Source organism: Niveibacterium sp. COAC-50 (assembly GCF_013184235.1).
Classification (GTDB): Bacteria; Pseudomonadota; Gammaproteobacteria; order Burkholderiales; family Rhodocyclaceae; genus Niveibacterium; species Niveibacterium microcysteis.
Genome location: NZ_JABCJM010000002.1, coordinates 316,319 through 341,278 on the forward strand (window position 1 = coordinate 316,319; position 24,960 = coordinate 341,278).

The 24,960-nt window shown below is 66.1% G+C and carries 26 protein-coding genes and 1 riboswitch; of the genes, 11 read left to right on the top strand and 15 right to left on the bottom strand.

Features of this window, described 5'->3' with window-relative positions:
- Positions 1–5: 5 nt before the first annotated feature.
- The gene (locus HH302_RS08900) at positions 6–1,409 is read right to left on the bottom strand and encodes a PLP-dependent aminotransferase family protein (protein WP_172201429.1); all 1,404 of its coding nucleotides are present in this window, start codon (positions 1,407–1,409) and stop codon (positions 6–8) included.
- A gap of 125 nt (positions 1,410–1,534) precedes the next feature.
- Between HH302_RS08900 and HH302_RS08905 the strand changes: the two genes are divergently transcribed.
- Both HH302_RS08905 and HH302_RS08910 read left to right on the top strand, forming a co-directional pair.
- Positions 1,535–1,936 carry a hypothetical protein gene (locus HH302_RS08905; protein ID WP_172201430.1) on the top strand — a complete coding sequence of 134 codons (402 nt, stop codon included), beginning with the start codon at positions 1,535–1,537 and terminating at the stop codon, positions 1,934–1,936.
- A gap of 5 nt (positions 1,937–1,941) precedes the next feature.
- Positions 1,942–2,844: a DMT family transporter gene (locus HH302_RS08910; protein ID WP_172201432.1), complete on the top strand. Its 903-nt coding sequence runs from the start codon at positions 1,942–1,944 to the stop codon at positions 2,842–2,844.
- On the opposite strand, the gene HH302_RS08915 is transcribed toward HH302_RS08910, so the two are convergent.
- The gene (locus tag HH302_RS08915; protein WP_172201434.1) at positions 2,820–3,359 is read right to left on the bottom strand and encodes a hypothetical protein; all 540 of its coding nucleotides are present in this window, start codon (positions 3,357–3,359) and stop codon (positions 2,820–2,822) included. The genes HH302_RS08910 and HH302_RS08915 overlap by 25 nt on opposite strands.
- A gap of 232 nt (positions 3,360–3,591) precedes the next feature.
- Positions 3,592–3,685, top strand: a riboswitch (TPP riboswitch).
- Between the two features lie 50 nt (positions 3,686–3,735).
- Here HH302_RS08915 and thiC point away from each other — a divergent pair.
- A complete protein-coding gene (gene thiC / locus HH302_RS08920) occupies positions 3,736–5,649 on the top strand; it encodes a phosphomethylpyrimidine synthase ThiC (RefSeq protein WP_172201436.1) in 1,914 nt (637 codons plus the stop codon).
- A gap of 95 nt (positions 5,650–5,744) precedes the next feature.
- Here thiC and HH302_RS08925 read toward each other — a convergent pair whose 3' ends face one another.
- Complete coding sequence (locus tag HH302_RS08925; protein ID WP_172201438.1) at positions 5,745–6,683, bottom strand: LysR family transcriptional regulator; 939 nt, start codon at positions 6,681–6,683, stop codon at positions 5,745–5,747.
- A 98-nt stretch (positions 6,684–6,781) separates the two neighbouring features.
- Between HH302_RS08925 and HH302_RS08930 the strand changes: the two genes are divergently transcribed.
- Positions 6,782–8,005, top strand: a complete 1,224-nt coding sequence (locus HH302_RS08930; RefSeq protein WP_172201439.1) for an MFS transporter — start codon at positions 6,782–6,784, stop codon at positions 8,003–8,005.
- Between the two features lie 109 nt (positions 8,006–8,114).
- Here the strand turns inward: HH302_RS08930 and HH302_RS08935 are convergent, their stop codons facing one another.
- The 8 genes from HH302_RS08935 to HH302_RS08970 all read right to left on the bottom strand — a co-directional run bounded on the left by HH302_RS08935 (position 8,115) and on the right by HH302_RS08970 (position 13,875).
- The gene (locus tag HH302_RS08935; RefSeq protein ID WP_216661846.1) at positions 8,115–8,699 is read right to left on the bottom strand and encodes a hypothetical protein; all 585 of its coding nucleotides are present in this window, start codon (positions 8,697–8,699) and stop codon (positions 8,115–8,117) included.
- Between the two features lie 7 nt (positions 8,700–8,706).
- Positions 8,707–9,330, bottom strand: a complete 624-nt coding sequence (locus tag HH302_RS08940) for a hypothetical protein (RefSeq protein ID WP_216661847.1) — start codon at positions 9,328–9,330, stop codon at positions 8,707–8,709.
- Positions 9,331–9,503: 173 nt separating this feature from the next.
- Complete coding sequence (locus HH302_RS08945; RefSeq protein ID WP_172201441.1) at positions 9,504–9,983, bottom strand: nuclear transport factor 2 family protein; 480 nt, start codon at positions 9,981–9,983, stop codon at positions 9,504–9,506.
- A gap of 35 nt (positions 9,984–10,018) precedes the next feature.
- Positions 10,019–10,618 carry a glutathione S-transferase family protein gene (locus tag HH302_RS08950; protein WP_172201443.1) on the bottom strand — a complete coding sequence of 200 codons (600 nt, stop codon included), beginning with the start codon at positions 10,616–10,618 and terminating at the stop codon, positions 10,019–10,021.
- Between the two features lie 26 nt (positions 10,619–10,644).
- Positions 10,645–12,222: a pyridoxamine 5'-phosphate oxidase family protein gene (locus HH302_RS08955; protein WP_172201445.1), complete on the bottom strand. Its 1,578-nt coding sequence runs from the start codon at positions 12,220–12,222 to the stop codon at positions 10,645–10,647.
- Between the two features lie 68 nt (positions 12,223–12,290).
- Positions 12,291–12,836: a carboxymuconolactone decarboxylase family protein gene (locus tag HH302_RS08960; RefSeq protein ID WP_172201447.1), complete on the bottom strand. Its 546-nt coding sequence runs from the start codon at positions 12,834–12,836 to the stop codon at positions 12,291–12,293.
- 235 nt (positions 12,837–13,071) lie between these two features.
- The gene (grxC, locus tag HH302_RS08965) at positions 13,072–13,305 is read right to left on the bottom strand and encodes a glutaredoxin 3 (protein ID WP_172201449.1); all 234 of its coding nucleotides are present in this window, start codon (positions 13,303–13,305) and stop codon (positions 13,072–13,074) included.
- A gap of 24 nt (positions 13,306–13,329) precedes the next feature.
- Complete coding sequence (locus tag HH302_RS08970; RefSeq protein ID WP_172201450.1) at positions 13,330–13,875, bottom strand: carboxymuconolactone decarboxylase family protein; 546 nt, start codon at positions 13,873–13,875, stop codon at positions 13,330–13,332.
- A 155-nt stretch (positions 13,876–14,030) separates the two neighbouring features.
- Between HH302_RS08970 and HH302_RS08975 the strand changes: the two genes are divergently transcribed.
- Both HH302_RS08975 and HH302_RS08980 read left to right on the top strand, forming a co-directional pair.
- Positions 14,031–14,930: a LysR family transcriptional regulator gene (locus HH302_RS08975; RefSeq protein ID WP_172201452.1), complete on the top strand. Its 900-nt coding sequence runs from the start codon at positions 14,031–14,033 to the stop codon at positions 14,928–14,930.
- 159 nt (positions 14,931–15,089) lie between these two features.
- Positions 15,090–16,085: a GGDEF domain-containing protein gene (locus HH302_RS08980; protein WP_172201454.1), complete on the top strand. Its 996-nt coding sequence runs from the start codon at positions 15,090–15,092 to the stop codon at positions 16,083–16,085.
- Here HH302_RS08980 and HH302_RS08985 read toward each other — a convergent pair.
- A complete protein-coding gene (locus HH302_RS08985) occupies positions 16,038–16,979 on the bottom strand; it encodes a LysR family transcriptional regulator (RefSeq protein ID WP_216661848.1) in 942 nt (313 codons plus the stop codon). The two genes, HH302_RS08980 and HH302_RS08985, sit on opposite strands and share 48 nt — an antisense overlap.
- 92 nt (positions 16,980–17,071) lie before the next feature.
- Between HH302_RS08985 and HH302_RS08990 the strand changes: the two genes are divergently transcribed.
- From HH302_RS08990 to HH302_RS09010, 5 genes are all read left to right on the top strand, one after another.
- On the top strand, positions 17,072–17,311 hold the full coding sequence (locus HH302_RS08990) for a DUF2798 domain-containing protein (protein ID WP_172201456.1): 240 nt from the start codon (positions 17,072–17,074) through the stop codon (positions 17,309–17,311).
- A 187-nt stretch (positions 17,312–17,498) separates the two neighbouring features.
- Complete coding sequence (locus HH302_RS08995; protein WP_172201458.1) at positions 17,499–17,738, top strand: hypothetical protein; 240 nt, start codon at positions 17,499–17,501, stop codon at positions 17,736–17,738.
- A gap of 159 nt (positions 17,739–17,897) precedes the next feature.
- Positions 17,898–19,889 carry a U32 family peptidase gene (locus HH302_RS09000; RefSeq protein ID WP_172201460.1) on the top strand — a complete coding sequence of 664 codons (1,992 nt, stop codon included), beginning with the start codon at positions 17,898–17,900 and terminating at the stop codon, positions 19,887–19,889.
- An 86-nt stretch (positions 19,890–19,975) separates the two neighbouring features.
- Positions 19,976–20,461 carry a hypothetical protein gene (locus tag HH302_RS09005; RefSeq protein WP_172201462.1) on the top strand — a complete coding sequence of 162 codons (486 nt, stop codon included), beginning with the start codon at positions 19,976–19,978 and terminating at the stop codon, positions 20,459–20,461.
- A 102-nt stretch (positions 20,462–20,563) separates the two neighbouring features.
- A complete protein-coding gene (locus tag HH302_RS09010) occupies positions 20,564–21,145 on the top strand; it encodes an NUDIX domain-containing protein (RefSeq protein ID WP_172201464.1) in 582 nt (193 codons plus the stop codon).
- A 60-nt stretch (positions 21,146–21,205) separates the two neighbouring features.
- Here HH302_RS09010 and HH302_RS09015 read toward each other — a convergent pair whose 3' ends face one another.
- The 3 genes from HH302_RS09015 to HH302_RS09025 all read right to left on the bottom strand — a co-directional run bounded on the left by HH302_RS09015 (position 21,206) and on the right by HH302_RS09025 (position 24,839).
- On the bottom strand, positions 21,206–21,934 hold the full coding sequence (locus HH302_RS09015) for a hypothetical protein (RefSeq protein WP_172201466.1): 729 nt from the start codon (positions 21,932–21,934) through the stop codon (positions 21,206–21,208).
- 75 nt (positions 21,935–22,009) lie between these two features.
- Entirely contained in the window at positions 22,010–23,065 is a 1,056-nt protein-coding gene (locus HH302_RS09020) for an acyltransferase (RefSeq protein WP_172201468.1), read from the bottom strand.
- 133 nt (positions 23,066–23,198) lie between these two features.
- Positions 23,199–24,839: a methyl-accepting chemotaxis protein gene (locus tag HH302_RS09025; RefSeq protein ID WP_172201470.1), complete on the bottom strand. Its 1,641-nt coding sequence runs from the start codon at positions 24,837–24,839 to the stop codon at positions 23,199–23,201.
- Positions 24,840–24,960 lie beyond the last annotated feature (121 nt).

Sequence of the window (24,960 nt, forward strand, 5' to 3'; positions counted from 1 at the left end):
GCGCCTCAGCCCGGCGCGTACTGCGACAGGAAGCGCTCCAGCCGGCGATCGCCGCCGTAAGCGATGTTGATGCGGAAGTACGGCGAGGCCTGCATCTGCGGCCTGAACGTTTGCCCCGGCGCGAGCAGGATGCCGGACTGTGCCGCTGCGTCCACCAGCGGCGCGGCGTCCTCCACGCCGGTCTTGCGTACCCACAGGAAGACGCCAGCCGAGGGCACGTAGGGTACTTCGCAGCCAGTGCGCTCCAGCATCCGCAGCGTGCTGGCGCGCGCGGCGTCGAGCCGTTCGCGCAAGCGTTCGCAGTGGCGGCGATACTGCCCGCCGATCAGCATGCCGTGCACCACCGATTCGTTCATCTCCGGCGAGGTGTTGTTGGTGAGCAGTTTCAGATCACGCAAGGCCGCGATCAGCGCGGGGTTCGCGGCCACATAGCCGACGCGCAAATCCGCCGAAATGGTTTTCGAGAAACTGTTCACGTAGATCACCCGCGCAAGCTGATCGAGCGTTGCGAGCCGCACCGTCGGCGTGGGCTGGAAGCCGCCGAACACGTCGTCCTCCAGGATCGCGAAGTCATGCTGCTCGGCACAGCGCAGCACGCGGTGCGCAACGGCCGGCGAGAGATCGGTGCCGGTCGGATTGTGCAGCGCCGACTGGGTGTAGAAGAAGCGCGGCTTGTGCTCGGCCGCGAGCCGTTCCAGCGCCTCCGGGTCCGGCCCCTGCGCGGTGCGCGGCACGCCGATCAGGCGGGCGCCTTGCAGCCGCAGGTTGCCAAAGAAGGCGTGGTAGCCGGGGTCATCCACCAGCACCGCATCGCCCGGGCGCACCAGATGCCGCGCCACCAAATCCAGCGCCTGTGACGCGCCCTGCGTCAGCAGCACCTGTTCGGGCTGGGCCGCGACGCCGCGCGCCGCCAGCCTCACGCAGATCTGCTCGCGCAACGGCAGGTAGCCCATGGAGTTGCCGTAGCGGGTGAGCCGCGGATTCTCTTCGCGCGCGATCGCCCGCAACTGGCGCCGGATCTCTTCCTCAGGCAGCCACGATGGCGGCAGCCAACCGGCGCTCGCGCGTAGCTGTTCATCCGGCGCATCGAGCCCGCTACGCACCACCCAGGCCACATCGAGCGCGCGATCCGGCACCGGTTCCGCAGCGCGCACCGGCCCGCTGTCGTCGCGTGACTGCACATAGAAGCCGGAGCCACGGCGCGACTGCAGGTAGCCAAGTGCGACCAGGCGTTCGTAGGCCTCGACCACGGTGAAGCGGCTCACGCCGTAGTGCGTGGCGAACTGGCGGATCGGTGGCAGCCGGCTGCCGCCGCGCAGCAAGCGGTCGTCGATCTGCTCGCGCACGCCGCGCACGATCTGCTCCACCAGCGGCAGGCTGGTCGATGTGTCGAGAGTAAGGCTCAGCATGGGGTACTCCGCGTGCAGGTGTCATGGCGAAACGACCGGTACGGTCCCGCACACGCCACAACAAGTGTCAGGGTTCAATGCATCAAGTGTCCGGTATTGTCCGTTCAAACGCAACGGAGGTCACCATGTCGCAGCTCCTCTCACCACAAGCCCCCTCGCAACGGCGCCCCCGCCCGTATGTCCGCTACATCGCCGCCGCGCTGGCCCTGTGCGCCACCACCGCAGACGCTGGCCCGCCGCGCCCGGAAGTGGTCTGGGCCGAACGCCAGATCGTGTTCTGGGCCGAAGCGGACACCGGTGCGGTGCACGCCGTTGGCATCCGGCAAGGCGTCAGCGAATTCGGCGTGCTGCGCGCGCCACAGCGCCGAGGTGTATCGCAGCTGTCGCTGGATGCGCGCAATGCAGTGCTGACGGTTTGGGGCGACGATGCGATCTACCGCTACGACGCACACAACCTGAGGCTGCTGAGCCGTAACGAGACCCGCATTGCGCGTGCGACCACGCAACCGCACCGTTGGGTGGAATGAGGCCGATGCGCACTGCAGCGCCAGCAACCGGCGCCTACCTGCTGGGCTTCCTTGGCGTGGCCAGCTTCAGCCTCACCTTCCCGATGACACGCGTGGCGGTCGCTGAACTGGACCCGGTATTCGTCGGCCTCGGCCGCGCCATCGTTGCGGCGCTGCTCGCGTTGCTGGTGCTGCAATGGCAGCGGGCACCCTGGCCTACGCGGCATCAGGTGCGGCGGCTCGTCGTCGTAGCGCTGGGCGTTGTCGTGGGGTTTCCGCTGCTCAGTGCGTGGGCAATGCGTTCGGTCGATTCAAGCCACGGCGCGATCATCGCAGGCCTCTTGCCACTCGCCACCGCCGCAGGCGGTGCCTGGCGCGCCAAGGAGCGGCCAACGCTGCAGTGGTGGCTGTGCGCAGCACTCGGTAGTGCGCTGGTGCTGGCCCATGCCTTCCGCGTCGGCGATGGCCAACTGGGCGCTGCCGACCTCGCGCTGACGGGCGCCGTGTTGGCCGCAGCGGTCGGCTATACCGAAGGGGCGATGCTCGCCCGCGAGATGCCGGCGGAAAGGGTGATCTGCTGGGCGCTGATCATCGCCGCGCCCCTGATCCTGGTGGTGCTGCTGGTCTATCCGTTGCACTGGCAGCCGGCCTCGCTCGCTGCCTGGGGGGCCTTCGGCTACGTCAGCGCCTTCAGCATGTTCCTCGGCTTCTTCGCTTGGTATCGCGGCCTTGCGAAGGGCGGCATCGCTCGCATCAGCCAGATTCAGCTGCTGCAGCCCTTCCTGACCCTGTTGGCAGCCGCCTTCCTGTTCGGCGAGCTGGTCGAACCCGGCATGTGGCTATTCGCCGCCGGGGTCGTGACCTGCGTGGCCATCGGGCGACGCATGCCAGCGGTGCCAGTGAATCAGGGGAACACGAACAGCCGGTAGCGGCGCGGCAGGCCCGGCCGATACTCAATCCGCCCGCCATTGGCGACCGGCCCGGCAAGGTTCTGGTCACGTGCATAGACCTTGATGTTGCCGGAGGGATTCGCGAGCAGCGAATCGGCGTCACACAGGATCGCCCCGCCTTCGTAGCGCTTCGTGACACAGCGCGAAAGCCAGGCCGGCCCCTTGATCTCCGGTTCGGGCTTGGCGACCGGCGCCGGTGGCAGCGCGGCCTCACCCTCCACCTTGGGTGGCGCAACGGCGGTCGTACCCGCTGCTGCCGCAGCGGCCGCAGCAGCGGCTTTGTCCTTCTCGGCTTTCTCGGCCTTCTTCGATTTCGGTTTGGCTGGCTTCGCCGGTGCCGCCGGCTTGGCCGCGGGTACGACAGGCTCCACCGACGAGATCGCCGGCGCGGGCGCCGGTTCGGGCGGCGCGGGCGGAGGCGGCTCGGGCGCCGTGGCACACGCACCAAGCCAGAGCGCCGCCACCATCGGCAGGATTCGCGCTGTTGCTGACATGCTTGCACCTCCAGTAATCATCAGTCCTTTGTATACCACCGCGCCGATTTCCGCTCGCCCGACCGGATCAACGGTTGCCGCCTCAGGCGCAGCCGCGGGCCCACAAGCTACATAACGGGCCGAGTTCTCACGGCTTGAGACAGGGCGCCGGCTGCGCCCGTTCCCGCCAAGGCGCGCCCAGCCTGGGCGGACAGATCCGACTTGCCAGCCCTTGCCCCATTGGTTAGCCTCTTCGTTTCGCCAGGGGTCCCCGGAAGTCGGGGTGAGAGACACCCTCTGCACCTGATCCGGGTCATGCCGGCGTAGGGAGGCGAAGCCGCCACCGGGCACCCTGCCCGCCTGCCTGCTTCCTCCCCGCCCCAAGAGAGGAAGCACCATGAACGCCAAAGAACAATTCATCGCCTCGAACGCGCATGTCGACGAGGCCGCCATCCAGCCGCTGCCCAATTCGCGCAAGGTGTACTTCGAAGGCTCGCGCGCCGACATCCGCGTACCGATGCGCGAGATCACGCAGGCCGACACGCCCACGGCTTTCGGCGGCGAGAAGAACCCGCCGATCTATGTGTACGACTGCTCCGGCCCCTACACCGATCCGGCGGTGAAGGTGGATGTGCGCAACGGCCTCGCCGCGCTGCGCGCGAGTTGGATCGAGGAACGCGGCGACACCGAGGTGCTGCCGCATCTGTCGTCGGAATACGGCCGTGCGCGGGAAGCCGACAAGAAGCTCGACGAACTGCGCTTCAACCTCCAGCGCAAGCCGCGCCGCGCCAAGGCGGGTGCCAATGTCACGCAGATGCACTACGCCCGCCGCGGCATCATCACGCCGGAGATGGAGTTCATCGCCATCCGCGAGAACCTCAACCGCGCCGCCTACATCGAATCGCTGAAGGCCACCGGCCCCACTGGCGAGAAGATGGCCGCCTTCATGGGCCGTCGTCACCCGGGGCAGAGCTTCGGCGCCGCGATTCCGGACGTCATCACGCCAGAGTTCGTGCGTGACGAAGTCGCCCGCGGCCGCGCCATCATCCCGAGCAACATCAACCACCCCGAAAGCGAGCCGATGATCATCGGCCGCAACTTCCTCACCAAGATCAACGCCAACATCGGCAACAGCGCGGTGTCGTCGTCGATTCAGGAAGAAGTCGACAAGCTCACGTGGAGCATCCGCTGGGGTGGCGACACGGTGATGGATCTCTCGACCGGCAAGAACATCCACGAGACGCGCGAGTGGATCCTGCGCAATTCGCCGGTGCCGATCGGCACGGTGCCGATCTACCAGGCGCTGGAAAAGGTGAACGGCAAGGCCGAAGACCTGACCTGGGAGATCTTCCGCGACACGCTGATCGAGCAAGCCGAGCAGGGTGTCGACTACTTCACGATCCACGCCGGCGTGCTGCTCAAGTACGTGCCGATGACCGCCAACCGCATGACCGGCATCGTCAGCCGTGGCGGCTCGATCATGGCCAAGTGGTGCCTCGCGCATCACAAGGAAAACTTCACCTACACGCACTTCGAAGAGATCTGCGAAATCATGAAGGCCTACGACGTGGCCTTCTCGCTTGGCGATGGCCTGCGCCCCGGCTCAATCTGGGACGCCAACGACGAAGCGCAGCTCGGTGAGTTGAAGACGCTCGGCGAACTCACGCAGATTGCGTGGAAGCACGATGTGCAGGTGATGATCGAAGGCCCCGGCCATGTACCGCAGCAGCTGATCAAGGAGAACATGGACCTGCAGCTGGACTGGTGCGACGAAGCACCGTTCTACACGCTGGGCCCGCTGACCACCGACATCGCGCCGGGCTACGACCACATCACCAGCGCCATCGGCGCCGCGCAGATCGGCTGGTACGGCTGCGCCATGCTGTGCTACGTCACCCCGAAGGAACACCTTGGCCTGCCGAACAAGGACGACGTGAAGGCCGGCATCATCGCCTACAAGATCGCCGCCCACGCCGCCGACCTCGCCAAGGGCCACCCGGCCAGCCAGATCCGCGACAACGCGATGAGCAAGGCACGCTTCGAGTTCCGCTGGGAAGACCAGTTCAACCTCGGCCTCGACCCCGACACCGCGCGCTCGTACCACGACGAAACCCTGCCGCAGGAAGGCGCCAAGGTCGCCCACTTCTGCTCGATGTGCGGCCCGCACTTCTGCTCGATGAAGATCACGCAAGACGTGCGCGACTTCGCCGCCGCGCAAGGCGTGTCGGAAGAAGAGGCGCTGAAGAAGGGCATGGAAGTGAAGTCGGTGGAGTTCGTGAAGACCGGCGCACAGGTCTATCACAAGGTCTGATTCGGGCCTTCTCTTCAAGCACAAGGGCCGCGTCTGCGGCCCTTGTTGCTTCCGCGCTTCCGCGTGACGCAGCAGGCATCCGGCTCCGCCTGGACTCAGACGCCAGCGCGCTTGCTGCAGCTGCGCTCCGCGCCAGGCAGCACATCCATCGCATGCCGCATAAAGTCGACAAAGCTGCGCAGCTTGGCGGGGTAGTGTGCGGCGTAGGGGTACATCAGGTACACCGGCAGCGGCGGTGCTTCCCAGTCGGGGGCAAGCTGCACCAGGGCGCCGCGCTTGAGCTCGTCTTCGACCACCCAGGCGGAAACCACCGCAATGCCGACGTCGCGCAACAGTGCGCTGCGGATCGCGTAGAGGCTGTCCGACGCGATGCGTGGCTGGATCGCGATGCTGACCTCGGTGCCATCGGCATCGCGCAGCGTGACGTCATTCCGATAGAAGGGTCGCAAGGCCAGCCACGGCAGGTCAGCCAAGTCGTCCGGGGTTCGCGGCGCTGGGTGACCATCAAGCAGCGCAGGACTGCCGACAACGATGCGCGGCACCTCGGCCAGCTTGAGCGCAACCACCGATAGATCGCTGACCGCACCCACCCGGATCGCACAGTCGACACCCTGCTCGATGAAGTTCAGCGGCGCGTCGTGCAGCAGCCATTCGACTGAAACCTTGGGGTAGCGCTCAAGATATTCGCTGAGCGGGCCAACCAGATGGTGCTGCCCGAACGCATGCGGTGCGACCACGCGCAGCACGCCTTGCGGCTCGTCGATCGACCCGCGCAGGCCCGACTCGAATTCGCCCCACGCGGCCAGCAAGTCCTTTGCGCGTTCGAAGTAGCGCGCGCCGGCCTCGGTCAACGTCATCGCGTGCGTGGTCCGGTGTAGCAGGGTCAGCCCCAGCGACTCTTCGAGCGCTTTGAGGCGCCGGCTGATGGTGGGCTGGGTTGCATTCATCTGCAGCGCGGCGGCAGAGAGGCTGCCGGCCTCCACGATCCGCACGAAGGTTTGCATCAGCGCGAGGCGATCCAGGCTCGGTTTCATACGTTAAGTGTATAGCCGTTCTTCGCCTCATACGCCTACCGCGCAGACCGGAACGCTCTCAGACTGCCTGCACAAAATCATCCCCATGCAGGTCGCCCATGAACACCCAAGTCCTGTCGACAGAGAAGCCCTTGCAGAACGCCGATACACCGCTTGATGCGGGCCTCGTTTTTCTACTCGCGAGCGCAGCGGGCCTCAGCGTCGCGTCGCTGTACTACAACCAGCCGATGTTGAGCACGCTGGCGGCTGAGTTCCATGCTTCGCCAACCGTCATCGGCCGTATCCCCACGCTGACGCAACTCGGCTACGCGCTCGGGATCCTTTTGCTTGCGCCGCTGGGTGATCGCTTCGATCGCCGTACGATCATCCTGTGCAAGGTGGCGCTGCTCGCGCTGGCCCTGCTTGCAACCGCAGCTGCACAGTCGATCACGCAACTCGGCGCCCTGTCGGTCGTCATCGGCATCACCGCCAGCCTTGCGCAGGATGCGGTGCCCGCCGCAGCGGCACTGGCGCCGGAAAGCCGCCGCGGCAAGATCGTCGGCAGTGTGATGACAGGCCTGTTGCTCGGCATCCTGCTGTCGCGGGTGGCGAGCGGACTGGTAACGGAACTGTTCGGCTGGCGCGCGTTGTTCATGATCGCTGCGGGCTTGGTCGCGCTACTTGGCATTGTGGCCGCGCGCCGCCTGCCCCACTTCGCGCCGAGCACCGATCTGCCCTATGCGGCCCTGCTCGGCTCGCTCGTCACGCTATGGCGGCGCCATGCCGACATGCGGCGCGCTGCCCTCGCCCAAGGGCTGCTCAGCGCGGCATTCAGTGCGTTCTGGTCAACCCTTGCCGTGATGCTGCACCAGCCCCCGTTTGGCTACGGCAGTGCTATCGCGGGCGCGTTCGGCCTTGCCGGCGCGATCGGCGCACTCGCTGCGCCGGTTGCAGGTAGCCTCGCCGACCGCCGTGGGCCCGAACACGTCACACGCATTGGCGCGGTACTCGTGATCATCAGCTTCGCCGGCTTTGCGCTGCTGCCACACAGCCTCGGCATGCTGATCGCCGGAACACTCGTCTTCGACCTGGGCGTACAGGCCTCACTGATCGCGCACCAGAGCATCGTCTATGGCCTGGAGCCCGGTGCGCGTAGCCGGCTCAATGCCTTGCTGATCGGCGCGATGTTCGTGGGCATGGCTGGCGGGTCAGCGCTTGGCAGCCTCGCACTCGATCTCGCCGGCTGGCGAGGCCTGTGCGCCTTCGCCGGAAGCGCGGCACTTGCGGCACTGGCGGTACGTCTGTGGCCGCACAAGGCGTCCGGTGAGCCGATTCATCGCTAACGCCGCGAAGTGACGAACCCTGCACGCAAGATCGACGGACAAAAAATGGGCCGCAAATGCGGCCCATTTCTTTGCGCGCGCCAGCTGCAGCCGGCACCGCCAACAATGCTTAGCGTTTTACCGCAGTGACGAAGTCCGGGTCGTCAAGCAACTTGCCCACGATCTTGCGGAACAGCGCTGCAAACTCGTTCATCGCGGCGGGAATTGCCACAGCACCGACAAACGGCGAATCCCAATCGGCGCTTACGCGTAGTTCCTTGTCATACCGCTGAGTGCCATCACGGGTCACCACAAACCGAGCAGCGAGCGTACCGGCGCCTCGCCCAACGGGTGCATCCAGCACACTATCGGTCAAGGTGCCGGCGATCACCGTGCTCGATGCAGGATCCACCAGTCCGGCCGCTGCCAACTCCGCAGCGAGCGTCTCCTTCAAATGCAGCGCGAAGGATCCGCTTACTGGCGACTGTACCGAGTTCGAACGGACACTCATCGCCTTGTCCATATCGGCAGGCTTGCCGGCTGCAAGGGCGAAGCTGCCAAGCGCAACCGGCGTCATGCCCGCAGCGCGCGCCTTCTGAAGATTTTCGGCGCTTGCTTGCGGCTGACCGAGCATCAACTGCGCGCAGCCGGTCATGGAACCACCCACGGCAAGCCAAAGGGCGATAAGGCTAAGTCGAACGATCACGCGTGTCATCTCAGCCTCACTTGAACGACGGGTCGGTGGACAGATCCCGCAGCGCGGTGCCGACAATCTGGCGCGTCATGGTCCGCACTGCGGCCTCGATGCCCTCAGACTTGACGGCGTTGGCCGGAGCCCCGCCTGAACCCAATACAGTGTGAATCGCATGGCGTGCCGTCTTCACAACCGGTGCAGCGGCCGAACCATCGCTGTAGTTCACGGTGCAAACATACCCATCGGTGACTTGGCTACCCGCTGCACCAAACGTAAGGCCGGTGACAAAGCCCTTCGAGAACGCATCGTCGGTCAGAGGTATGTTGTTCAGCGCGACGCTCAGCAACGCGCCGCCTTCTGCAGGAGTTGTCTTCACTTCAGAGAAAAGACCGCTTTGCTTGATTTGCTGGAGGACCTGGTCCTTCAGCATGCCGGTTGCCGCTGCGTTGGCAGTGCCCTTGGTCTGGAACTCAAACAACACCTGCACTGGCTTCGGCTGGGCCGGCACCTTGTATTCCGTGGCCGCGACGTCTTTCGTTGCCGTATCGACGTAGAAGCTCGCGCAACCAGTTACCAGAGTGGTTCCGACCATGGCAGCACCGAGGGCGGCATGACGAAGCCAAGGGGAAACCCGAGAAAGGACAGTAAGCATTCCAAAACTCCCACAATGTGGCGAAATTGTTATTAGTTCTGAATTTGGCAAGATTTGCCGGACGTGATTCTGCCTGCGGGTTCCGGAACCCGAGCAGAACCACGGCGCGCAGGCTTGCGATTCGTCACAGGAAGCGTCGAAAAGCCCTCATTACCCTTAGCGTCGGCGACAGCCTATAGCCCCAACTCACTCAGCCCCGGATGCTCATCCGGCCGCCTCCCCTGCGCCCAGTGGAACTTGCGTTCCGACTCGGCGATCGGCAGGTCGTTGATGCTGGCGAAGCGGCGGGCCATCAGGCCGTTCTCGTCGAACTCCCAGTTCTCGTTGCCGTAGGAACGGAACCAGTTGCCGGCGTCGTCGCGCCATTCGTAGGCGAAGCGCACCGCGATGCGGTTGTCGGTGAAGGCCCAGAGTTCCTTGATGAGGCGGTATTCGATCTCGCGTGCCCACTTGCGGGTGAGGAAGGCTTCGATCTCGGCGCGGCCGCGCGGGAATTCAGCGCGATTGCGCCATTGGCTGTCGGGCGTATAGGCCAGCGCCACGCGCTTGGGGTCGCGGCTGTTCCAGGCATCTTCGGCCATGCGGACTTTCTGGATCGCTGTCTCGCGCGTGAAGGGCGGCAATGGCGGGCGGGCTTCAGTGGCTTGTGTCATCGGGGACTCCGTTCGATTGGTTTCGGGGGCAGTGCTTACATGCCGGGCATGCCGACGTAGCCGGGCTGCGCTTGCATGCGGACAAGCCATTTGCGCACGGCAGGGTAGGCGGAAAGATCGACACGCCCTTCGGGTGCAAGGGCAATGTAAGGGTAGACGGCGACATCCGCGATGCTGGGGATTTCCAGTGCGACCCAGTCGTGCTGAGCAAGCCGGGTTTCGAGGATGCCGAGCAGGGTTTCGGTGATCTGCGTGGCCTCGTCGACCGCGATGCCGACGCGGCCGAATTTGTGATGCAGACGCAGCGCGTTGGGGCCGCGGGCGACCTCGTTGGCCGCGGTGGATAGCCATGCCGACACCGCCGCGAGCGCGGCCGGATCTTGCGGCCACCACTGCGCACCACCGTAACGGCTGGCGAGGTAGACGAGGATCGCCTGGCTGTCGCGCACGACGGTGTCGCCGTCTGTGAGCACCGGCACTTGGCCGAAGGGGTTCATTGCGATGAAGTCGCGCGATTTGTGCTCGCGCGTGGCGCCGCTCACCACCACGCTCTGGTAGGGCAGGCCGAGCAGGTTCAGCATCAGGCGCACCTTGTGGCTGTTGCCGGAAAGCGGGAATTCGTAGAGCTGGATCATGGTGATTTCCGTGTAACGGTCGGGGTTCAGAGGTCGAGTACCAGCTTGGGCGTGCTGGCGCGTGAAACGCAGATGCACATCTGCCGGCCCTGCGTGCGTTCGCGTTCGTTGAGGGCGGTGTCGGCATGCTGCGGCGTGCCTTCGATGACCTTCACCGCGCAGCTGCCGCAGTTACCGACGCGGCAGTCCGATCGGGCCGGCACACCGGCGGCCTCCACCGCGGCGAGGATGCTCTGCGTCGGCGCGACATGAATCGTCTTGCCGCTGCGGCGCAGTTCCACTTCGATCGCGCTCGTGCGGCCGTCGTCGTTCGGCGCGGCAAAGCGCTCGCTGCGGATTCGCGCGGCGTCAATGCCCAACTCGGCAGCGGCGGTCTGCACGCCGTCGATCAGGCGTTGCGGGCCACACACGTAGATCACCGCATCGGCGGGCGCGCTGTGCAACACCTCGGCCACCGGCATGGCGCGCTGATCGCTGGCCCACACGGTGAGGCGCGCGCCGAACTCGCGCTGCATGCGGTCGCGGTAGGCCATGTCGCCCGCGCTGCGCCCGGCGTAGTGGATCTCGAATGCGCGACCCTGCGCCTTGAGCGCGAGCGCCATCGCCTTGATCGGCGTGATGCCGATGCCACCGGCAATCAGCACCGCCGGGCGCGCATCGTCGTGCAGCGCGAAGTCGTTGCGCGGCAAACCGCAACGCAAGCGCATGCCGAGCTGGTAGTGCTGATGCACGAAGGCTGAACCGCCGCTGCCGTTTTCGTGCCGCAGCACGGCGATCTCGTACGCATCGCGGCGCGCCGGGTTGGAGCTGATCGAGTAGTGCCGCGTCGCCTCGCTGCCATCGGGCAAGCGCACCGGCACCTGCAGATGCGAACCGGCGGTGACCTGCGGCAATTCAGCGCCGAGCGGATGGCGCAGTTCGTAGGCCCGCACGCGGGGGCTCAGTTGCCGCACGCCGCTGATCACCAGCTCCAGTTCGCCGTCGCCGAGTTCGTTCGGTGAGCGTGCGGCCAAGGCACCGGCGCGCAGGGCGCGGTTCTCTTCGAGCAAGGGCGCGATCATCTGATCGAGCTCCGCCTCGGTGAAGCGCGGGGTGATGTGCTGCGGGCAGTTCCACTCGATCGCCTCGACATGGATCAGCACGCCGCGTTCCACGCGGGCGCGGTAGCTGGGCACTTCAAGTTGCGCGATCAGTTCGGGCGCGTCGGCCTCATGCACGATGCGCGCGCGGCCCCAGATCTTGAGGCGGCGGCGGTTCGCGTAGTCCATCAGGATCAGCGAGATGCGCTCGTTGGCGTTGAGGTTGCCGACGCTGAGGTACTGGCGGTTGCCGCGGAAATCGGCGTAGCCGATCGTGCGGGCGTCGAGCACACGCAGGAAGCCGGCCGGGCCGCCGCGGTGCTGCACATAGGGCCAGCCGTTCTCGCCCACGCTGGCCTGGTAGAAGCTGTCGCGCGCCTCGATGAATTCGATGTCGTGGTCTTGCAGTTCGTTGCGGGGGTCTTCCGCCAGCTCGAAGCCGAGATTGTTCTCGCGGCTGCCGTAGCGCGTCTGCGCCGCTTTGACGCTGGGGGTGAAGCTGATGTCGGCGAAGGCGCGGGGCATGGCGAAAGTCCTTTCATTCAGGGGCGGTGGCCTGAGCGCAGGGCGTCAGGCCACCGGGGGGGCAGCAATCAGGCCGCCTTGCGGGTGACGTGCGGGAAATCCACGTCGGTCTCGGCCACGTTGTTGATGTAGTTGGTCAGCACATTGAGCGCGACGTTGAGCACGATCTCGACCACGCTGGCGTCGTCGAAGCCCGCCGCACGCAGGCTGGCCAGGTCGGCATCGCTGACGCGGCCACGCTCGGCAGCCACACGGCGGGCGAACTGCAGCGCGGCGCGGGTCTTCGCGTCAGCCGAGTACGCATCGCGGGCAGCGTCGATTTCCGCTGCGTCGATCTTCGCGACATGCGTCGACAGATACGTGTGGGCCGAGAGGCAGTAGTCGCAGCCGTTGTATTCGGCAATCGCCAGCGCGATGCGCTCACGCAGTTGCACGCTCAGCACGCCCTTGGCCAGCGCACCGTTGAGCGAGAGGTAGCCTTCGAGCGCCGCCGGGCTGTTGCCGACCAGCTTCATCAGGTTGGGGACGACGCCCAGCTGCTTGTGGACCGCGTCGAGCAGCGGCTTGGCGGCGACGGGCGATTGTTCGACGGTGGGGATGGCGATGCGGGACATGGTGTAACTCCTGTGTTCGGTTGGGTTCGGATTCCGCTGCACACCGTGTGCTGCGGGGTGATTGCATTCTTTCAACTTCCGGATTAAAGAAGAATCCGCGCGAAGCGCAATAATTTGTTCCACAAAACGGAACACTGAGGGAACACTTAGCACCGCAGCAGCGCCGGACGCGTGAACGAAAAAAAGGAGCCCGAAGGCTCCTTGTGTGGGGTGTGTGAATCGTGGGGTGGCGCGTTCAGCCTTGCCCGCCGAAATGCGCCTGCAAGTCGTCGAACCCGCCGATGTGGCGCTCGCCGAAGAAGATCTGCGGCACCGTGCGGCGCTGGCTGCGCGCGATCATTTCATGCAAGCGGACGGGGTCTTCGCTGACCTTGATCTCGGTGTAGCGCAGGCCGCGCGAATCGAGCAGCGACTTGGCGGCGGTGCAGAACGGGCAATGCTCGCCCGAGTAAACGGTGATGTCGTCCATCGTGATTCTCCAATCGGTTGCTTATCAGGGGGCTGCGTTGAGCGCGACCTTGGGGAAGTCGATCTCCAGCCGGCTCGCCTTGCCGAGGATGTTGGTCAGCACGTTCATGCCGACGTGGGTGATGATTTCGACCAGGTCTGCGTCGCTGTAACCGGCGGCGCGCGCTTCGGCGATCTCGGCGCTGGTGACGTCGCCGCTGTGCTCGACCAGCGAGCGGGCGAACTTCACCGCGATGGCGGCCTTGGCGTCCTGACTGGTGCCGGCGCGGTTGGCGCTGATCTCGTCACCGGTGAGGCCCGCCTTGCGGCCAATCGCCGTGTGCGCCGAGAGGCAGTACTCGCAGGCGTTCTGCTGCGCCAGCGCCAGTGCGATGCGTTCGCGGGTGGCGGCGTCGAGGCTGCCCTCGTTCGCCACGCCATGCAGGCCAAGGAAGGCGCGCAGCGCAACCGGCGAGTTCGCGAAGACCTTGAGGAAGTTGGGCACCATGCCCAGCTGCGACTGGATCGCTTCGAGCAGCGCCTTCTGTTCGGCGTTGGCGGTTTCGAGGGTGACGACGTTGATGCGGCTCATGGGAATTCCTTTCAATGGAGGTGCTGGGTTTCGTTGCCGCGTCACAGGTGCTCAGCGGATGGATGCATTCTTCCAACTTCCACCGCAGAGAAGAATCCACATCAAATACAATTGATACTTGCGTTTGGTGGAATACAAGAACGGAGCCCGAGCACATGGATCGACTGCATCTGATGAGCGTGTTTGTCGCCGTGGCCGAGGCCGAGAGCTTCGCCGGCGGTGCGCGCAAGCTGGCGATGTCGCCACCGGCGGTCACCCGCGCGATCGCGGCACTGGAAGAGCGGCTCGGCGTGAAGCTGCTGACCCGCACCACCCGCTATGTGCGCGTGACCGAAGCCGGCCAGCGCTATCTGGACGACGCACGGCGCGTGATCGCCGCGGCCGACGAAGCGGACGAAGCCGCGGTGGGCATCAATGCCGAGCCGCGCGGCCACCTGACGATTACCGCACCGGTGCTGTTCGGCCGCATGTACGTGATGCCGGGCATTTCGGACTACCTGCAGCGCTACCCGGACACCACGGTGTCCGCGATGTTTCTCGATCGCGTCGTCAACATGCTCGAAGAAGGCATCGACGTCGGTATCCGCATCGGCGAGTTGGCCGACTCCAGCTACAAGGCGCTGCGCGTGGGCCATGTACGGCGGGTGATCTGCGCGTCACCGGCCTACCTCGCGCAGCACGGCATCCCGCAGCAACCGGAAGACCTCGCAGAACACCCGATCATCGTCGCCAGCAGCCTGAGCCCGACCGTCGAATGGAAGTTCATGCGGGAGGGCAGCCCGATCGCGGTGCGCATCAAGCCCCGCCTCACCGTCACCAGCAACGACGCGGCCATCGAGGCGGCGCTGCGCGGCACCGGCATCACTCGCCTGATTTCGTACCAGATCGCGCCGCAACTGGCGGCCGGCGAACTGAAGGTGGTGCTGAGCGAGTACGAACCGGCGCGCATGCCGATCCATGTGCTGCATCGCGAAGGTCGCAACGCCTCGGCCAAGATCCGCAGCTTCGTCGACCTGATCGCCGAGCGGCTGCGCCGCGACCCCTCGTTGAACTGAGCCCCGCACCCTCGCATTTGCGCTGGGTCACCATCGGCGAACGCGCTCTGTGATGTGCTGTCACTGACGGTTGCTGCCTGGCCACTGATCGGTATCAGGCGCCAGCGGCAAACCGTTTGCAGCCTGTGACCGACCATGAACCCGCGAGCGGAGTCCCGATTGCCGCGACGTTTCGTTACGCTGCTGAGGCGGCGCTTCCCCGCGTTTGAGCAGTTGTGGCTGCGCTTCCCGGACAGCGTGTTCGTGATCCGCTGTGAATCCGATGGACGCTTCGTCATCGAGGCGATCAACCCGGTGCTGGCCGGCGTGATTGGGCGGGCCAGCGATGCAGTCGCCGGGCTTGAGCTGGATGCAGTCGTGCCGCCGGACTACCTGGCCGCCACCCTGCAGCACTATCGCGATTGCGTCGCGAGCGGCGAAGCGATGACCTACGAGGAGACCGGTGGCCCGGCGGGCACTGAGCCCCGCTATTGGCAGACGCTGCTGGTGCCCGCCAGCGACGAGTCCGGGCGGGTCGAGTACATCCTCGGCATCTCGCGCGATGTCACCGCACTGCGCCGCGCCGAAGCCTCATTGCGCGACGCGAACGAGGCGCTCGAGCAGCGCGTCGTCGCGCGCACGGCGGAGCTCGAACACGCCAACCGGCGCCTGACCGACCTCGCCACCCATGACGAACTGACGCGCCTCTACAACCGCCGCCACCTGTTCGAACTGGCCGCGCGGGAATTCAGCCGCGCGCAGCGCAGCGGGCAGCCGCTGGCCGCACTGATGCTGGATCTGGATCACTTCAAGGAGATCAACGATCGCTTCGGCCATGCAGCAGGCGACGATGTACTTCGGCGACTGGCGATCGCGCTGCAGGGCGCCCTTCGGCAAACCGACGTGATCGGCCGCTACGGCGGCGAGGAGTTTCTCGTACTGCTGCCGGACACCGACGCCACCGAAGCCCACCGGACCGCAGAGCGCCTGCGCGCATGCTGCGCGGCATGCGAGCACTGCTGGCAGGGTCGCCGGATCAACTGCACGCTGAGCATCGGCATCGCCCACTTCGACCCTGCGCGCGACGACCGGCTCGACAACCTGCTGCAGCGCGCCGACATGGCTTTGCTACGCGCCAAGGCCGCTGGCCGCGACTGCCTGGTGGTCGCCGCCTAGCAGCGGTGACGTCGCCGCGTAGGCGGCCAGATGCTCGATCAAGGCCTTCACCCGCGCCGGCGTGAAACCCTGCTGCGGCCACACGGCAAATACATCGCGGCCCTCAGGGCGCCAGGGCTCCAGCACGCGCGTCAGCGCACCACGCTCGACCGCCGCATGGCATTCGGTCATCGGGCACAGCAAGAGCCCGAAGCCCTGCTCCGCCATGGTCACGGCCAGCCGCATGTCGTTCACGCGCAAGCGGCTCGCGGTTGGCATCAGCGTCCGCTCGGCGCCGCTCGCCGGATCGCGAAAGCGCCACGCGCGGATCGGCTCGGCCACGATCAGCGCATGCTGCGACAGCGCATCCGGGTCGGCCGGGCTGCCATGCTGGGCGAGGTAGGCGGGTGAGGCGACCAGCACCAGCTCGATCCGCCCCAGCCGGCGTTGCACCAGCAACGAATCCGCCTGCGGGCCAACACGGATCGCGAGGTCGGCGCCGCGCCCGACGATGTCCTGCACCTCGTTGCTGAGCTCCAGCTCCAGGCTCACCGCCGGATAGCGCGCAAGAAAGCCGGGCCAGGCCCCCCGCAGCGCACCGTTGGCAAGGTTCACCGGCGCCAGCACGCGGATCGAACCACTCACCTGATGCATCGATTGGTCGAGCGACTGCGTGGCCTGCGTCAGCGCATGCAGCAGCGGGCGGCACTGCGCGTAGTACTGCCAGCCCTCGGCAGTGGGCACGAGGCGACGCGCGGAACGGTGCAAGAGCCGCACGCCCAGCTGCTGTTCAAGCCGCTGCAGACGGCGCGTCACGGTGGCAGGCGGCGTGCCGCTGCGCGCCGCCGCCTGATTAAGGCTACCGGCCTCCACGATCGCGACGAAAAGCGCGAGGTCATCGAACACATATTCCATTTTTGGAATCCATCATTGAATTTCTGCCCGTAGTTGCATTCAAGCATGAACCCTAGACTCCAATCACGTCTTTCCAAATAAGGAGTCCGAACATGAGCGCCCCACAACGCCAGCGCATCCTGTTCGCTTTGCTGATGTCGCTGTTGATGTCCGCGCTGATGACCGGCTGGGTTACCTGGCTCAACCTGGGCCTGCAGCCCGGCTTCTTCGCGCACTGGCGCGCCGCATTTGTCGCAGCCTGGCCGGCGGCCTTCCTGATCGTCGTCAGCTGCGGGCCGGCCGTGCAGCGTGCAAGCCAGGCACTGCTGGCGCGCATCAGCCCGCAGGGCTGAGTGCGGCACCGCAGCGTTGCGCTCCGGCCTGCGCGCGCCTATCAAGAAGCATGGCGCACCGGTGTGCACGGCATGCGCCGGAACGAAGCCTCACACGAGGCGTCCAACACAGGCGGCGGGCAGGGACCCTGCCCCCGCTACGCGCGGCGCCGCCCACCGGCGGCGCGACAAACAGGGGGAAACCGGCATGGACACGCGATCCACCAAGGCAACGCACGACGAAGACCCGATCGGTGATGCCCGCTTCAGTAGCGAGCGACCGACGCTGTTCGGCGATGTCGGCTTCGACGCCGCCTACGCCACCGAAAGCCACCCGGAAGGCCTGCGCTACGGCGAGAAACCGCGCGCACCGGGTGTCGAACCCCACCGCGCGAAAGCCGACCCAGCGCCGGACGCCGATGGCCACGGGGTCATTTCGGTCGGCTGAACCCGCGCGCGTCCGGCGCCGCCAAGTGCCGGATGCAAAACGATTTTTATCGATCCGACGGGTCGGATCGGGCTACAATCCGCGCCCTCGCGCAGCGGGCCCGGAGAGCTTCGCGCGCCTGCCGCAATCACATCCGCCAGACCCCGACGAGACGCCCCGATGAGCCTGCCCACCCATACGCTTGAACTGCTTTCCCCCGCGAAAACCGCCGAGATCGGCCGCGAGGCGATCCTGCACGGCGCGGACGCGGTGTACATCGGCGGTCCCTCGTTCGGCGCGCGCCACAACGCCAGCAACACGGTCAGCGAGATCGCCGGGCTGGTGGCCTTCGCGCACCGCTACCGGGCGCGCATCTTCGTCACGCTCAACACCATCCTGCACGACGCGGAGCTGGAGCCTGCCCGCAAGCTGGTGCATGAGCTCTACGACGCAGGCGTCGATGCGCTGATCGTGCAGGACATGGGCCTGCTCGAACTCGACATTCCACCGATCGAGCTGCACGCCTCGACGCAGTGCGACATCCGCACCGTCGAGAAGGCCAAGTTCCTCGCCGAGTCGGGCTTCTCGCAGCTCGTGCTGGCGCGCGAGCTGACGATCGAACAGATCGCCGCGGTGCGGGCGGCGGTGCCGGCCGACACGGTGATCGAACACTTCATCCACGGCGCGCTGTGCGTGGCCTTCTCCGGCCAGTGCAACATCAGCCACGCCCACACCGGGCGCAGCGCCAACCGCGGCGACTGCTCGCAGGCCTGCCGCCTGCCCTACACGCTGCAGGACCAGCAAGGCCGCGTGGTGGCTTTCGAGAAGCACCTGCTGTCGATGAAGGACAACAACCAGAGTGCCAACCTCGCCCACCTGATCGCCGCCGGCGTGCGCAGCTTCAAGATCGAGGGGCGCTACAAGGACGCGAGCTACGTCAAGAACATCACCGGCCACTACCGCCGCCTGCTCGATGAGCTGATCGAGGCGCAGCCCGAGCTTGGGCGCAGTTCCAGCGGCCGCACCGAACTCTTCTTCACGCCGAACCCGGACAAGACCTTCCACCGCGGCGCGACCGACTACTTCGCCACCGGGCGCAAGGCCGACATCGGCGCCTTCGACACACCAACCTTCGTCGGGCTCTCGCTCGGCACCATCACCCGCGTCGGCAAGGACAGCTTCGAGATAGACGCGCTCGAGCCGCTCGCCAACGGCGACGGGCTCAACTACATGCACAAGCGCGAGGTCGTCGGCCTGCAGGCCAACGTCGTCGAGAATCTCGGCGCCGGCGAGGAAGGCACACTGTGGCGCGTGTTCCCAAACGAGCCGGTGGCGCAGTTGCCAGGCCTCAAGCCCGGCGTGGCGGTGAGCCGCAACCGCGACCACGCCTGGGAACTGGCGCTGCTCAAAAAATCGGCCGAACGCCGCATCGCCGTGTGGGCGCAGTGCGCTGAAACCGCCACCGGCCTCGCGCTGACGCTGACGGATGAGGACGGTTTCAGCGCCACCGCCGAAGCCACTTTCGACAAGCAGCCGGCGCAGAACGTAGCCCGCGCCGAGTCGACGCTGCGCGAGCACCTCTCCAAATTCGGCGCCACCGAATTCGCGCTGCAGGAACTCACGCTGGCGTGGTCGGCGCCGCTGTTTGTGCCGGCCTCGGTCGCCAACGCGCTGCGCCGCGACGCCGCCGAGCGCCTGATGGCCGCGCGCCTGGCCGGCTGGCAGCGCCCGCTGCGCCGGCCGGAAGTGGAACCGCCGGTGCCCTACCCGGACGAAACCCTGAGCTTCCTCGCCAACGTCTACAACCAGGCCGCGCGCGACTTCTACACCCGCCACGGCGTCAAGCTGATCGCCGCGGCCTACGAAGCGCACGAGGAAGCCGGCGAAGTGCCGCTGATGATCACCAAGCACTGCCTGCGCTTCTCGTTCAACCTGTGCCCCAAGCAGGCCAAGGGCGTGCAAGGCGTGCAGGGTCAGGTACGCGCCGAACCGATGACGCTGGTGAATGGCAACGAACGGTTCACGTTGAAGTTCGACTGCAAGCCCTGCGAGATGCATGTGATCGGCAAGGCCAAGAAGCACATCCTGCAAAGCCCGCCGCCCTCGCAGGTGCCGGCCAGCGCGAAGCTCACCTTCTACAAGCGCCGCGCTGACGCCCCTGCGCTGTCCTGATATCCGCTCGTCGCTGCTGCTTGGGTCCGGAAGGCAGATGGGCCTAGACTGAAACATTGCCCCTGGGCTGACGCACGGCGACAGCAGTGGACGACCTGCTTTTCCTCGACGACAGCGAAGATGCGGAACCCCCTGCCGCCGAGGCTGACGAGGCCGGCTGGGTCGTCTTGGTCGTCGACGACGACCCAGATGTGCATATCGTGACGCGCATGGCGCTGCAGCACTTCCGGTTTCAGGGCCATCCACTCAAGTTCGTCGGCTGCTACAGCGCCAGCGAGACGCTGGCGATACTGCCAACGCTGCCGGACCTTGCGTTGATCCTGCTGGACATCGTGATGGAGAGCGAGGATGCCGGCACCGGGCTCGCCCGTAAGATCCGCGCTATACCGCGCTACGACAAGGTCCAAATCGTCGTTCGTACTGCGAGCGGCGGCTATGGCGGCACTGCAGCGTTTAGCGACATTCCGATCCATGCGTTCATCTGGAAGCACGAGACCGGCAAGGCAGAGCTGGAGCACATCGTCGCTGACGCCCTGGCAGCCCACTGCGCCGCCACACCAGCGCCCGCCTGAGGCTTCGTCCGACTTGCAAGTTGGCAACACGTTCTGCCTACAGCCTTGCCCGATCACTGCCCTCCGCATAGCCTGTGGGGCCCCAACGCTGGAGACTGGCCAATGAGCGTCCGTGACCGAGTCCGAGTGATCGAGGAGCGCCTGCTCTCCGACAACTGGTACATCCTGAAGACCACGCATTTCGAGTTCCGCCGCGGCGACGGGCGCTGGCAGGCACAGCACCGTGAAACCTACGATCGCGGCAATGGCGCGGCGATTCTGCTCTACCGCCTGACGCGACGAAGCGTGATCATGACGCGCCAGTTCCGCTACCCGGCCTTCGTCAATCACTACGACGAGCTGATGATCGAGGTGCCCGCCGGTCTGCTCGACGAGGCCGACCCCGAAACCCGCATCCGCGCCGAGGCCGAGGAAGAAGCCGGCTACCGCGTCGGCAATGTGCGCAAAGTGTGCGAGGCCTTCATGAGCCCGGGCGCGGTGACCGAGCGCCTGCACCTGTTCGTCGCCGAATACGACCCCGGCGACAAGGTCAGCGACGGCGGCGGGCTGGAACACGAAGGCGAAGACATCGAAGTGTTTGAACTCGACTTCGACGATGCGATAGCCATGGTGGCCGATGGCCGCATCTGCGACGCCAAGACCATCATGCTGCTGCAGTACGCGGCGCTGAACCTGTTCCGCTAGGCGCTTCCGACACTGGCGGCGCAAGCATGGGCCGCCACCTGCGTTTGCAGCAAGCCCTCCCTAGAACTTCAGCTCAAGCCCGACTTTCAGATCCGGGCTTGTGCTGTTGCGCGCAGTGTCGACGGCCATGCCGACGCCGTAGCGCAGCAGCACACCATCGTCGAGCAGATAGCGGCCGCTCACGCGCGGAGTGAGCGTTGGTTCCGGCGTGTTGAGCAGGCTCTCGTCGACACGACGCGAGCCGGACGCAGCAATGCCGAACGACAGTGCGGGGCGGTATTCATAGTCGGCGCGCCAGGCGTAGTTCATCTCGGTCTTGCGCAGATCGGCCATCGGCTCTCGCTCGACCGAGATGTCGGCGTCCATCGTCAGGCGACCAATGCGCGAGTGCACGCGCGGTCGCAGCCCCATACCCCAGCGGGCGTCGTCGTCGAACTGACGGTCGAGCCGCATGCCCATGTCGAGCCGCAGCGGCACAGGGCCGAGTCTGAACTTGCCGAAGTCCACGTCGTGATCGAGCCGCAGCGAGTCGAGCCTCGGCCCTCCACCGCCGGTGCTGAGGGCCTCAGTGGCGAAGGAGGTGCTGCCGGCCGCGCTCTTGCCGAAATCCACGCTCATGCCGAGCGTATCGGTGCCGCGCGTAGCGGCGTCGGACTGCGCACGCAGCTTGAGCTGCGGATCGTCCGGACGCACCGTGAGCGTTTGTTCGCGTACGTATTCCGTGCCGCTGGCGGAGGTCGCAACACCGAGCGTTGCGAGCGCCAGCAGGCTCACCTTGCAAGACAACATCGCCCGAGTATCGCGGATCGAGCGGCCACCGCGCGCCCGTCGCGCCCGGCAAATTGCAAGCAAATGCTAAGTCCCTCAGGCGGGCCGCAGACGCGGCCAGGCCAGGGTGCCAAGGCGCGATTCAAAGCCGTGATGAAAGGCGGCACCGGCTGCCACGCTGCCGAGCCAGGCGAGCAGCACGCCCGCACCCTGCACGACCGGATCGGCCGGCAGGTTGGGCCAAACGATCGCCGTAACCGCCATGCAAACCGGGAAATGGATCAGGAAGACGGAGTACGAGATCCGCGACAGGTAGGCGAGCACCCGATGCGAAGTCCAGCCTGCGAGCGATGCATGCCGCTGCGTGAGCGACAGCGCCACCGCCAGTACGGCGGCCAGCGCAAGGCGATCGCGGAAGTCGACCAGCAACGCCAACGTCGCCATTGCCAGCATCAGCACCAGCCAGCTCGCGCGCCCGCATTGAGCCCCCCACCAGGCGAATGCGCCCAGCGCGTACGAACCAAAGAAGTATGGCGCCGCCACATCCCAGGCCGGATCGCGGTTGAAGCCGAACATAGACAGCACGGCGAGCAAGGCAACCAACAGTGGCGGCGGCAAATGGCGGCGCACCACCCGCCAGCGTGACACCTGCATCAACGCGGCGAACAGCAGGAAGAGCTGGAAATCGATCGCAACGTACCAGACCCCGGCCGACAAGGCGGCGTGCCCGACCAAGTCCTGCAGCAGGAACACATGCGCCAGCACTTGTGCCGGCGTCGGCGCGGCGGGCAGCAGGTCGTGGTCAAACTGCGTACGCGCAAACGCCGCCGTGAGCATCGCGATCGACAGTACGACCAGCATCGGCAAGGCGAGCCGCACGTAGCGCTGCCACGCGAGGGCCGGCAGCGAAGTGTCCACGGTAAGGCGCCCCTGTGGCGCGAGGCTACGCGCGGCAAGAAAGCCACCCACCACGAGGAAAGCCTGCACCGCCAGACGTGCGTCGCGGGCCAGCCATTCGAAGAGTGCGGGCGCCAGCACGGCCGCCACGTCGGACATGGGCCCGTAGAACGCGAGGTGGTGCAGAACGATCAGTTGGGATGCAACTGCCTTGATGAGATCGACAAAAGGCAGGCGTGAAGCGGGACGGGTCATCAAACCAGCATCCGGCTGCTGTTCGGCCGGATGGTGAAACGAAAGATCGCGATTGTAACGCCTGCCTCGACAGCGTGCGAGACGTCGTGCGCCGGCGACGCCCAGGGCTTGGCCTGGCGTCGCCGGCGAGGTTCTAGAACAGCTCGACCTCGGTCGCGGCCGTTGCGCCGAGCTTGAAGTAGCCGACGTCCTGCGCCAGGGCTTGCGCGATATGGTCGATCCGGTCGCTGGTGACGGAAACGCTTTCCGACGCGTCGGCGTTTTCGGCCGCCATCTGCGCGATCTGTTCGACCTTGGTGGCGATGTCGTGGGTGTTGGCCCGCTGTTCCGACAGCGCGGTATGAATGCGGCTGACCTGATCGCACGCGCCAAGGGATTCCTGCTTGAGCGCGTCCATCGCCAGGCGCGCATCCTCGGCCATCGCCGCGCTGGTTTCAACGCGCTCGACACCCCGCGAGATGGTGCTGACGACTTCGCCCGTGACCGCATGGACGTCCGCGATCATCTGCGCGATCGACACCGTCGCCCCGCTGGTGCGCTCGGCCAGCTTGCGCACCTCGTCTGCCACCACGGCGAAGCCGCGGCCTGATTCGCCGGCACGCGCGGCCTCGATCGCCGCATTCAGCGCCAGCAGGTTGGTCTGGTCGGCAATCGCACGGATCGTCGTGACGATGCCGGCGATGTCCTGCGCCCGCGCATCCAGCCGAGTAACCTGGCTGGCGGCCTCCTGCACGGTGCGCGCCACCTCCTCGACCTCCTGCCGCACGAAGGAGATGATCTGGCTCGACTCCACCGCCGACTGCCCCATGCTGCGCACATGCGTGTTGGCGTCGCCCGCATCGGCCGCAATTTGCTCGGCGCTGGTCGAGAGCTGTTCCACGTTCGCCGCAATCGCGGCCGCGGCCTCACTCTGCCGCGCACCGTTGGACGCAAGCGCATGCGCCTTGTGCTGCAGCTCGCCGGCCCCGGTGCTCATCTGCACGGCCTGGCCGCGCAAGCTGCTCGCCACATCGGTCCAGCGCGCCCGCATCACGGCAAGCTGGGCCATCAGGCTCTCGGTGTCGCCGGGGCGTACTTCAATCGTATGCGTCAGATCACCCTGAGCGAGATAGCCCGCGAGCTTCGCACCATGCACCGGCTCCGCCCCAATCAAACGGTAGATCAGGCCCACCAGCTTCCACGCCACACCGCTGACCACCGCGCAAATCAGCAGGGCCAGCCCTACCGCCCCCCACAGGGTGCGATCGATCGAGTTCTGCACCCGCACACGGGTTTCATCCTGCAAAGCATTGATGCGGGCACTCAGCCTGTCGATCGCCGCCTGCGCCACCTCGGCCCGCTTGTCGAAACCGTCGGCACCCTTCATGACCTGATTGCCGGCCTCGCGACCGCCTTTGTAGGCCTCGACCATGCGCAAACCCACCTCACGCAGCGTATCGACCTCGCGCGACAGCGCATCGATGTCGGCGCCGAAGGCGGGGGCCAGCGCAGTCAGCTTGGCGAGCGATGCGCGCGCGGCGCTGTAGGCTTTTTCGGCATCCGCCACGCCATCCTGCTCACCGGTGGCCGATGCGTCGGTGAGGAACTGCTGCACCTGCACGATCTGCAGCTTGGTCACCGCCAACTGGTCGACCATCACGTCGGTAACGCTGTGCTCGTATTCACTTTGCGCGCGCAGGGCACTGAGCTGCAGCACGACAACGGCGGCCAGCACCACGACAAGTGCGATCGTGATACCCACGAACGCGAACATGAGGGGGCGAATCTTTTTCATCAGGGGCTTTCGCTTACGGAATTGGCCGGTTCGGACTTTGGAGCACTGCACTGAATACCAGATTACGGCAGCGAATGGCATCCCTACAGGTCAACCGCGCTTGCCAGATGCGATAACCTTG

What these genes read in the sequence shown, in the direction of transcription:
- HH302_RS08900 (WP_172201429.1), bottom strand. Translation starts at nt 1,409, where the DNA reads ATGCTGAGCCTTACTCTCGACACATCGACCAGCCTGCCGCTGGTGGAG.
- HH302_RS08910 (WP_172201432.1), top strand. Translation starts at nt 1,942, where the DNA reads ATGCGCACTGCAGCGCCAGCAACCGGCGCCTACCTGCTGGGCTTCCTT.
- HH302_RS08925 (WP_172201438.1), bottom strand. Translation starts at nt 6,683, where the DNA reads ATGAAACCGAGCCTGGATCGCCTCGCGCTGATGCAAACCTTCGTGCGG.
- HH302_RS08970 (WP_172201450.1), bottom strand. Translation starts at nt 13,875, where the DNA reads ATGAGCCGCATCAACGTCGTCACCCTCGAAACCGCCAACGCCGAACAG.
- HH302_RS08945 (WP_172201441.1), bottom strand. Translation starts at nt 9,983, where the DNA reads ATGACACAAGCCACTGAAGCCCGCCCGCCATTGCCGCCCTTCACGCGC.
- HH302_RS09010 (WP_172201464.1), top strand. Translation starts at nt 20,564, where the DNA reads ATGAGCGTCCGTGACCGAGTCCGAGTGATCGAGGAGCGCCTGCTCTCC.
- HH302_RS08940 (WP_216661847.1), bottom strand. Translation starts at nt 9,330, where the DNA reads ATGCTTACTGTCCTTTCTCGGGTTTCCCCTTGGCTTCGTCATGCCGCC.
- HH302_RS09000 (WP_172201460.1), top strand. Translation starts at nt 17,898, where the DNA reads ATGAGCCTGCCCACCCATACGCTTGAACTGCTTTCCCCCGCGAAAACC.
- grxC (WP_172201449.1), bottom strand. Translation starts at nt 13,305, where the DNA reads ATGGACGACATCACCGTTTACTCGGGCGAGCATTGCCCGTTCTGCACC.
- HH302_RS08995 (WP_172201458.1), top strand. Translation starts at nt 17,499, where the DNA reads ATGGACACGCGATCCACCAAGGCAACGCACGACGAAGACCCGATCGGT.
- HH302_RS09015 (WP_172201466.1), bottom strand. Translation starts at nt 21,934, where the DNA reads ATGTTGTCTTGCAAGGTGAGCCTGCTGGCGCTCGCAACGCTCGGTGTT.
- HH302_RS08905 (WP_172201430.1), top strand. Translation starts at nt 1,535, where the DNA reads ATGTCGCAGCTCCTCTCACCACAAGCCCCCTCGCAACGGCGCCCCCGC.
- thiC (WP_172201436.1), top strand. Translation starts at nt 3,736, where the DNA reads ATGAACGCCAAAGAACAATTCATCGCCTCGAACGCGCATGTCGACGAG.
- HH302_RS08985 (WP_216661848.1), bottom strand. Translation starts at nt 16,979, where the DNA reads ATGGAATATGTGTTCGATGACCTCGCGCTTTTCGTCGCGATCGTGGAG.
- HH302_RS09025 (WP_172201470.1), bottom strand. Translation starts at nt 24,839, where the DNA reads ATGAAAAAGATTCGCCCCCTCATGTTCGCGTTCGTGGGTATCACGATC.
- HH302_RS08975 (WP_172201452.1), top strand. Translation starts at nt 14,031, where the DNA reads ATGGATCGACTGCATCTGATGAGCGTGTTTGTCGCCGTGGCCGAGGCC.
- HH302_RS08960 (WP_172201447.1), bottom strand. Translation starts at nt 12,836, where the DNA reads ATGTCCCGCATCGCCATCCCCACCGTCGAACAATCGCCCGTCGCCGCC.
- HH302_RS08915 (WP_172201434.1), bottom strand. Translation starts at nt 3,359, where the DNA reads ATGTCAGCAACAGCGCGAATCCTGCCGATGGTGGCGGCGCTCTGGCTT.
- HH302_RS08990 (WP_172201456.1), top strand. Translation starts at nt 17,072, where the DNA reads ATGAGCGCCCCACAACGCCAGCGCATCCTGTTCGCTTTGCTGATGTCG.
- HH302_RS08950 (WP_172201443.1), bottom strand. Translation starts at nt 10,618, where the DNA reads ATGATCCAGCTCTACGAATTCCCGCTTTCCGGCAACAGCCACAAGGTG.
- HH302_RS08930 (WP_172201439.1), top strand. Translation starts at nt 6,782, where the DNA reads ATGAACACCCAAGTCCTGTCGACAGAGAAGCCCTTGCAGAACGCCGAT.
- HH302_RS09020 (WP_172201468.1), bottom strand. Translation starts at nt 23,065, where the DNA reads ATGACCCGTCCCGCTTCACGCCTGCCTTTTGTCGATCTCATCAAGGCA.
- HH302_RS08935 (WP_216661846.1), bottom strand. Translation starts at nt 8,699, where the DNA reads ATGACACGCGTGATCGTTCGACTTAGCCTTATCGCCCTTTGGCTTGCC.
- HH302_RS08955 (WP_172201445.1), bottom strand. Translation starts at nt 12,222, where the DNA reads ATGCCCCGCGCCTTCGCCGACATCAGCTTCACCCCCAGCGTCAAAGCG.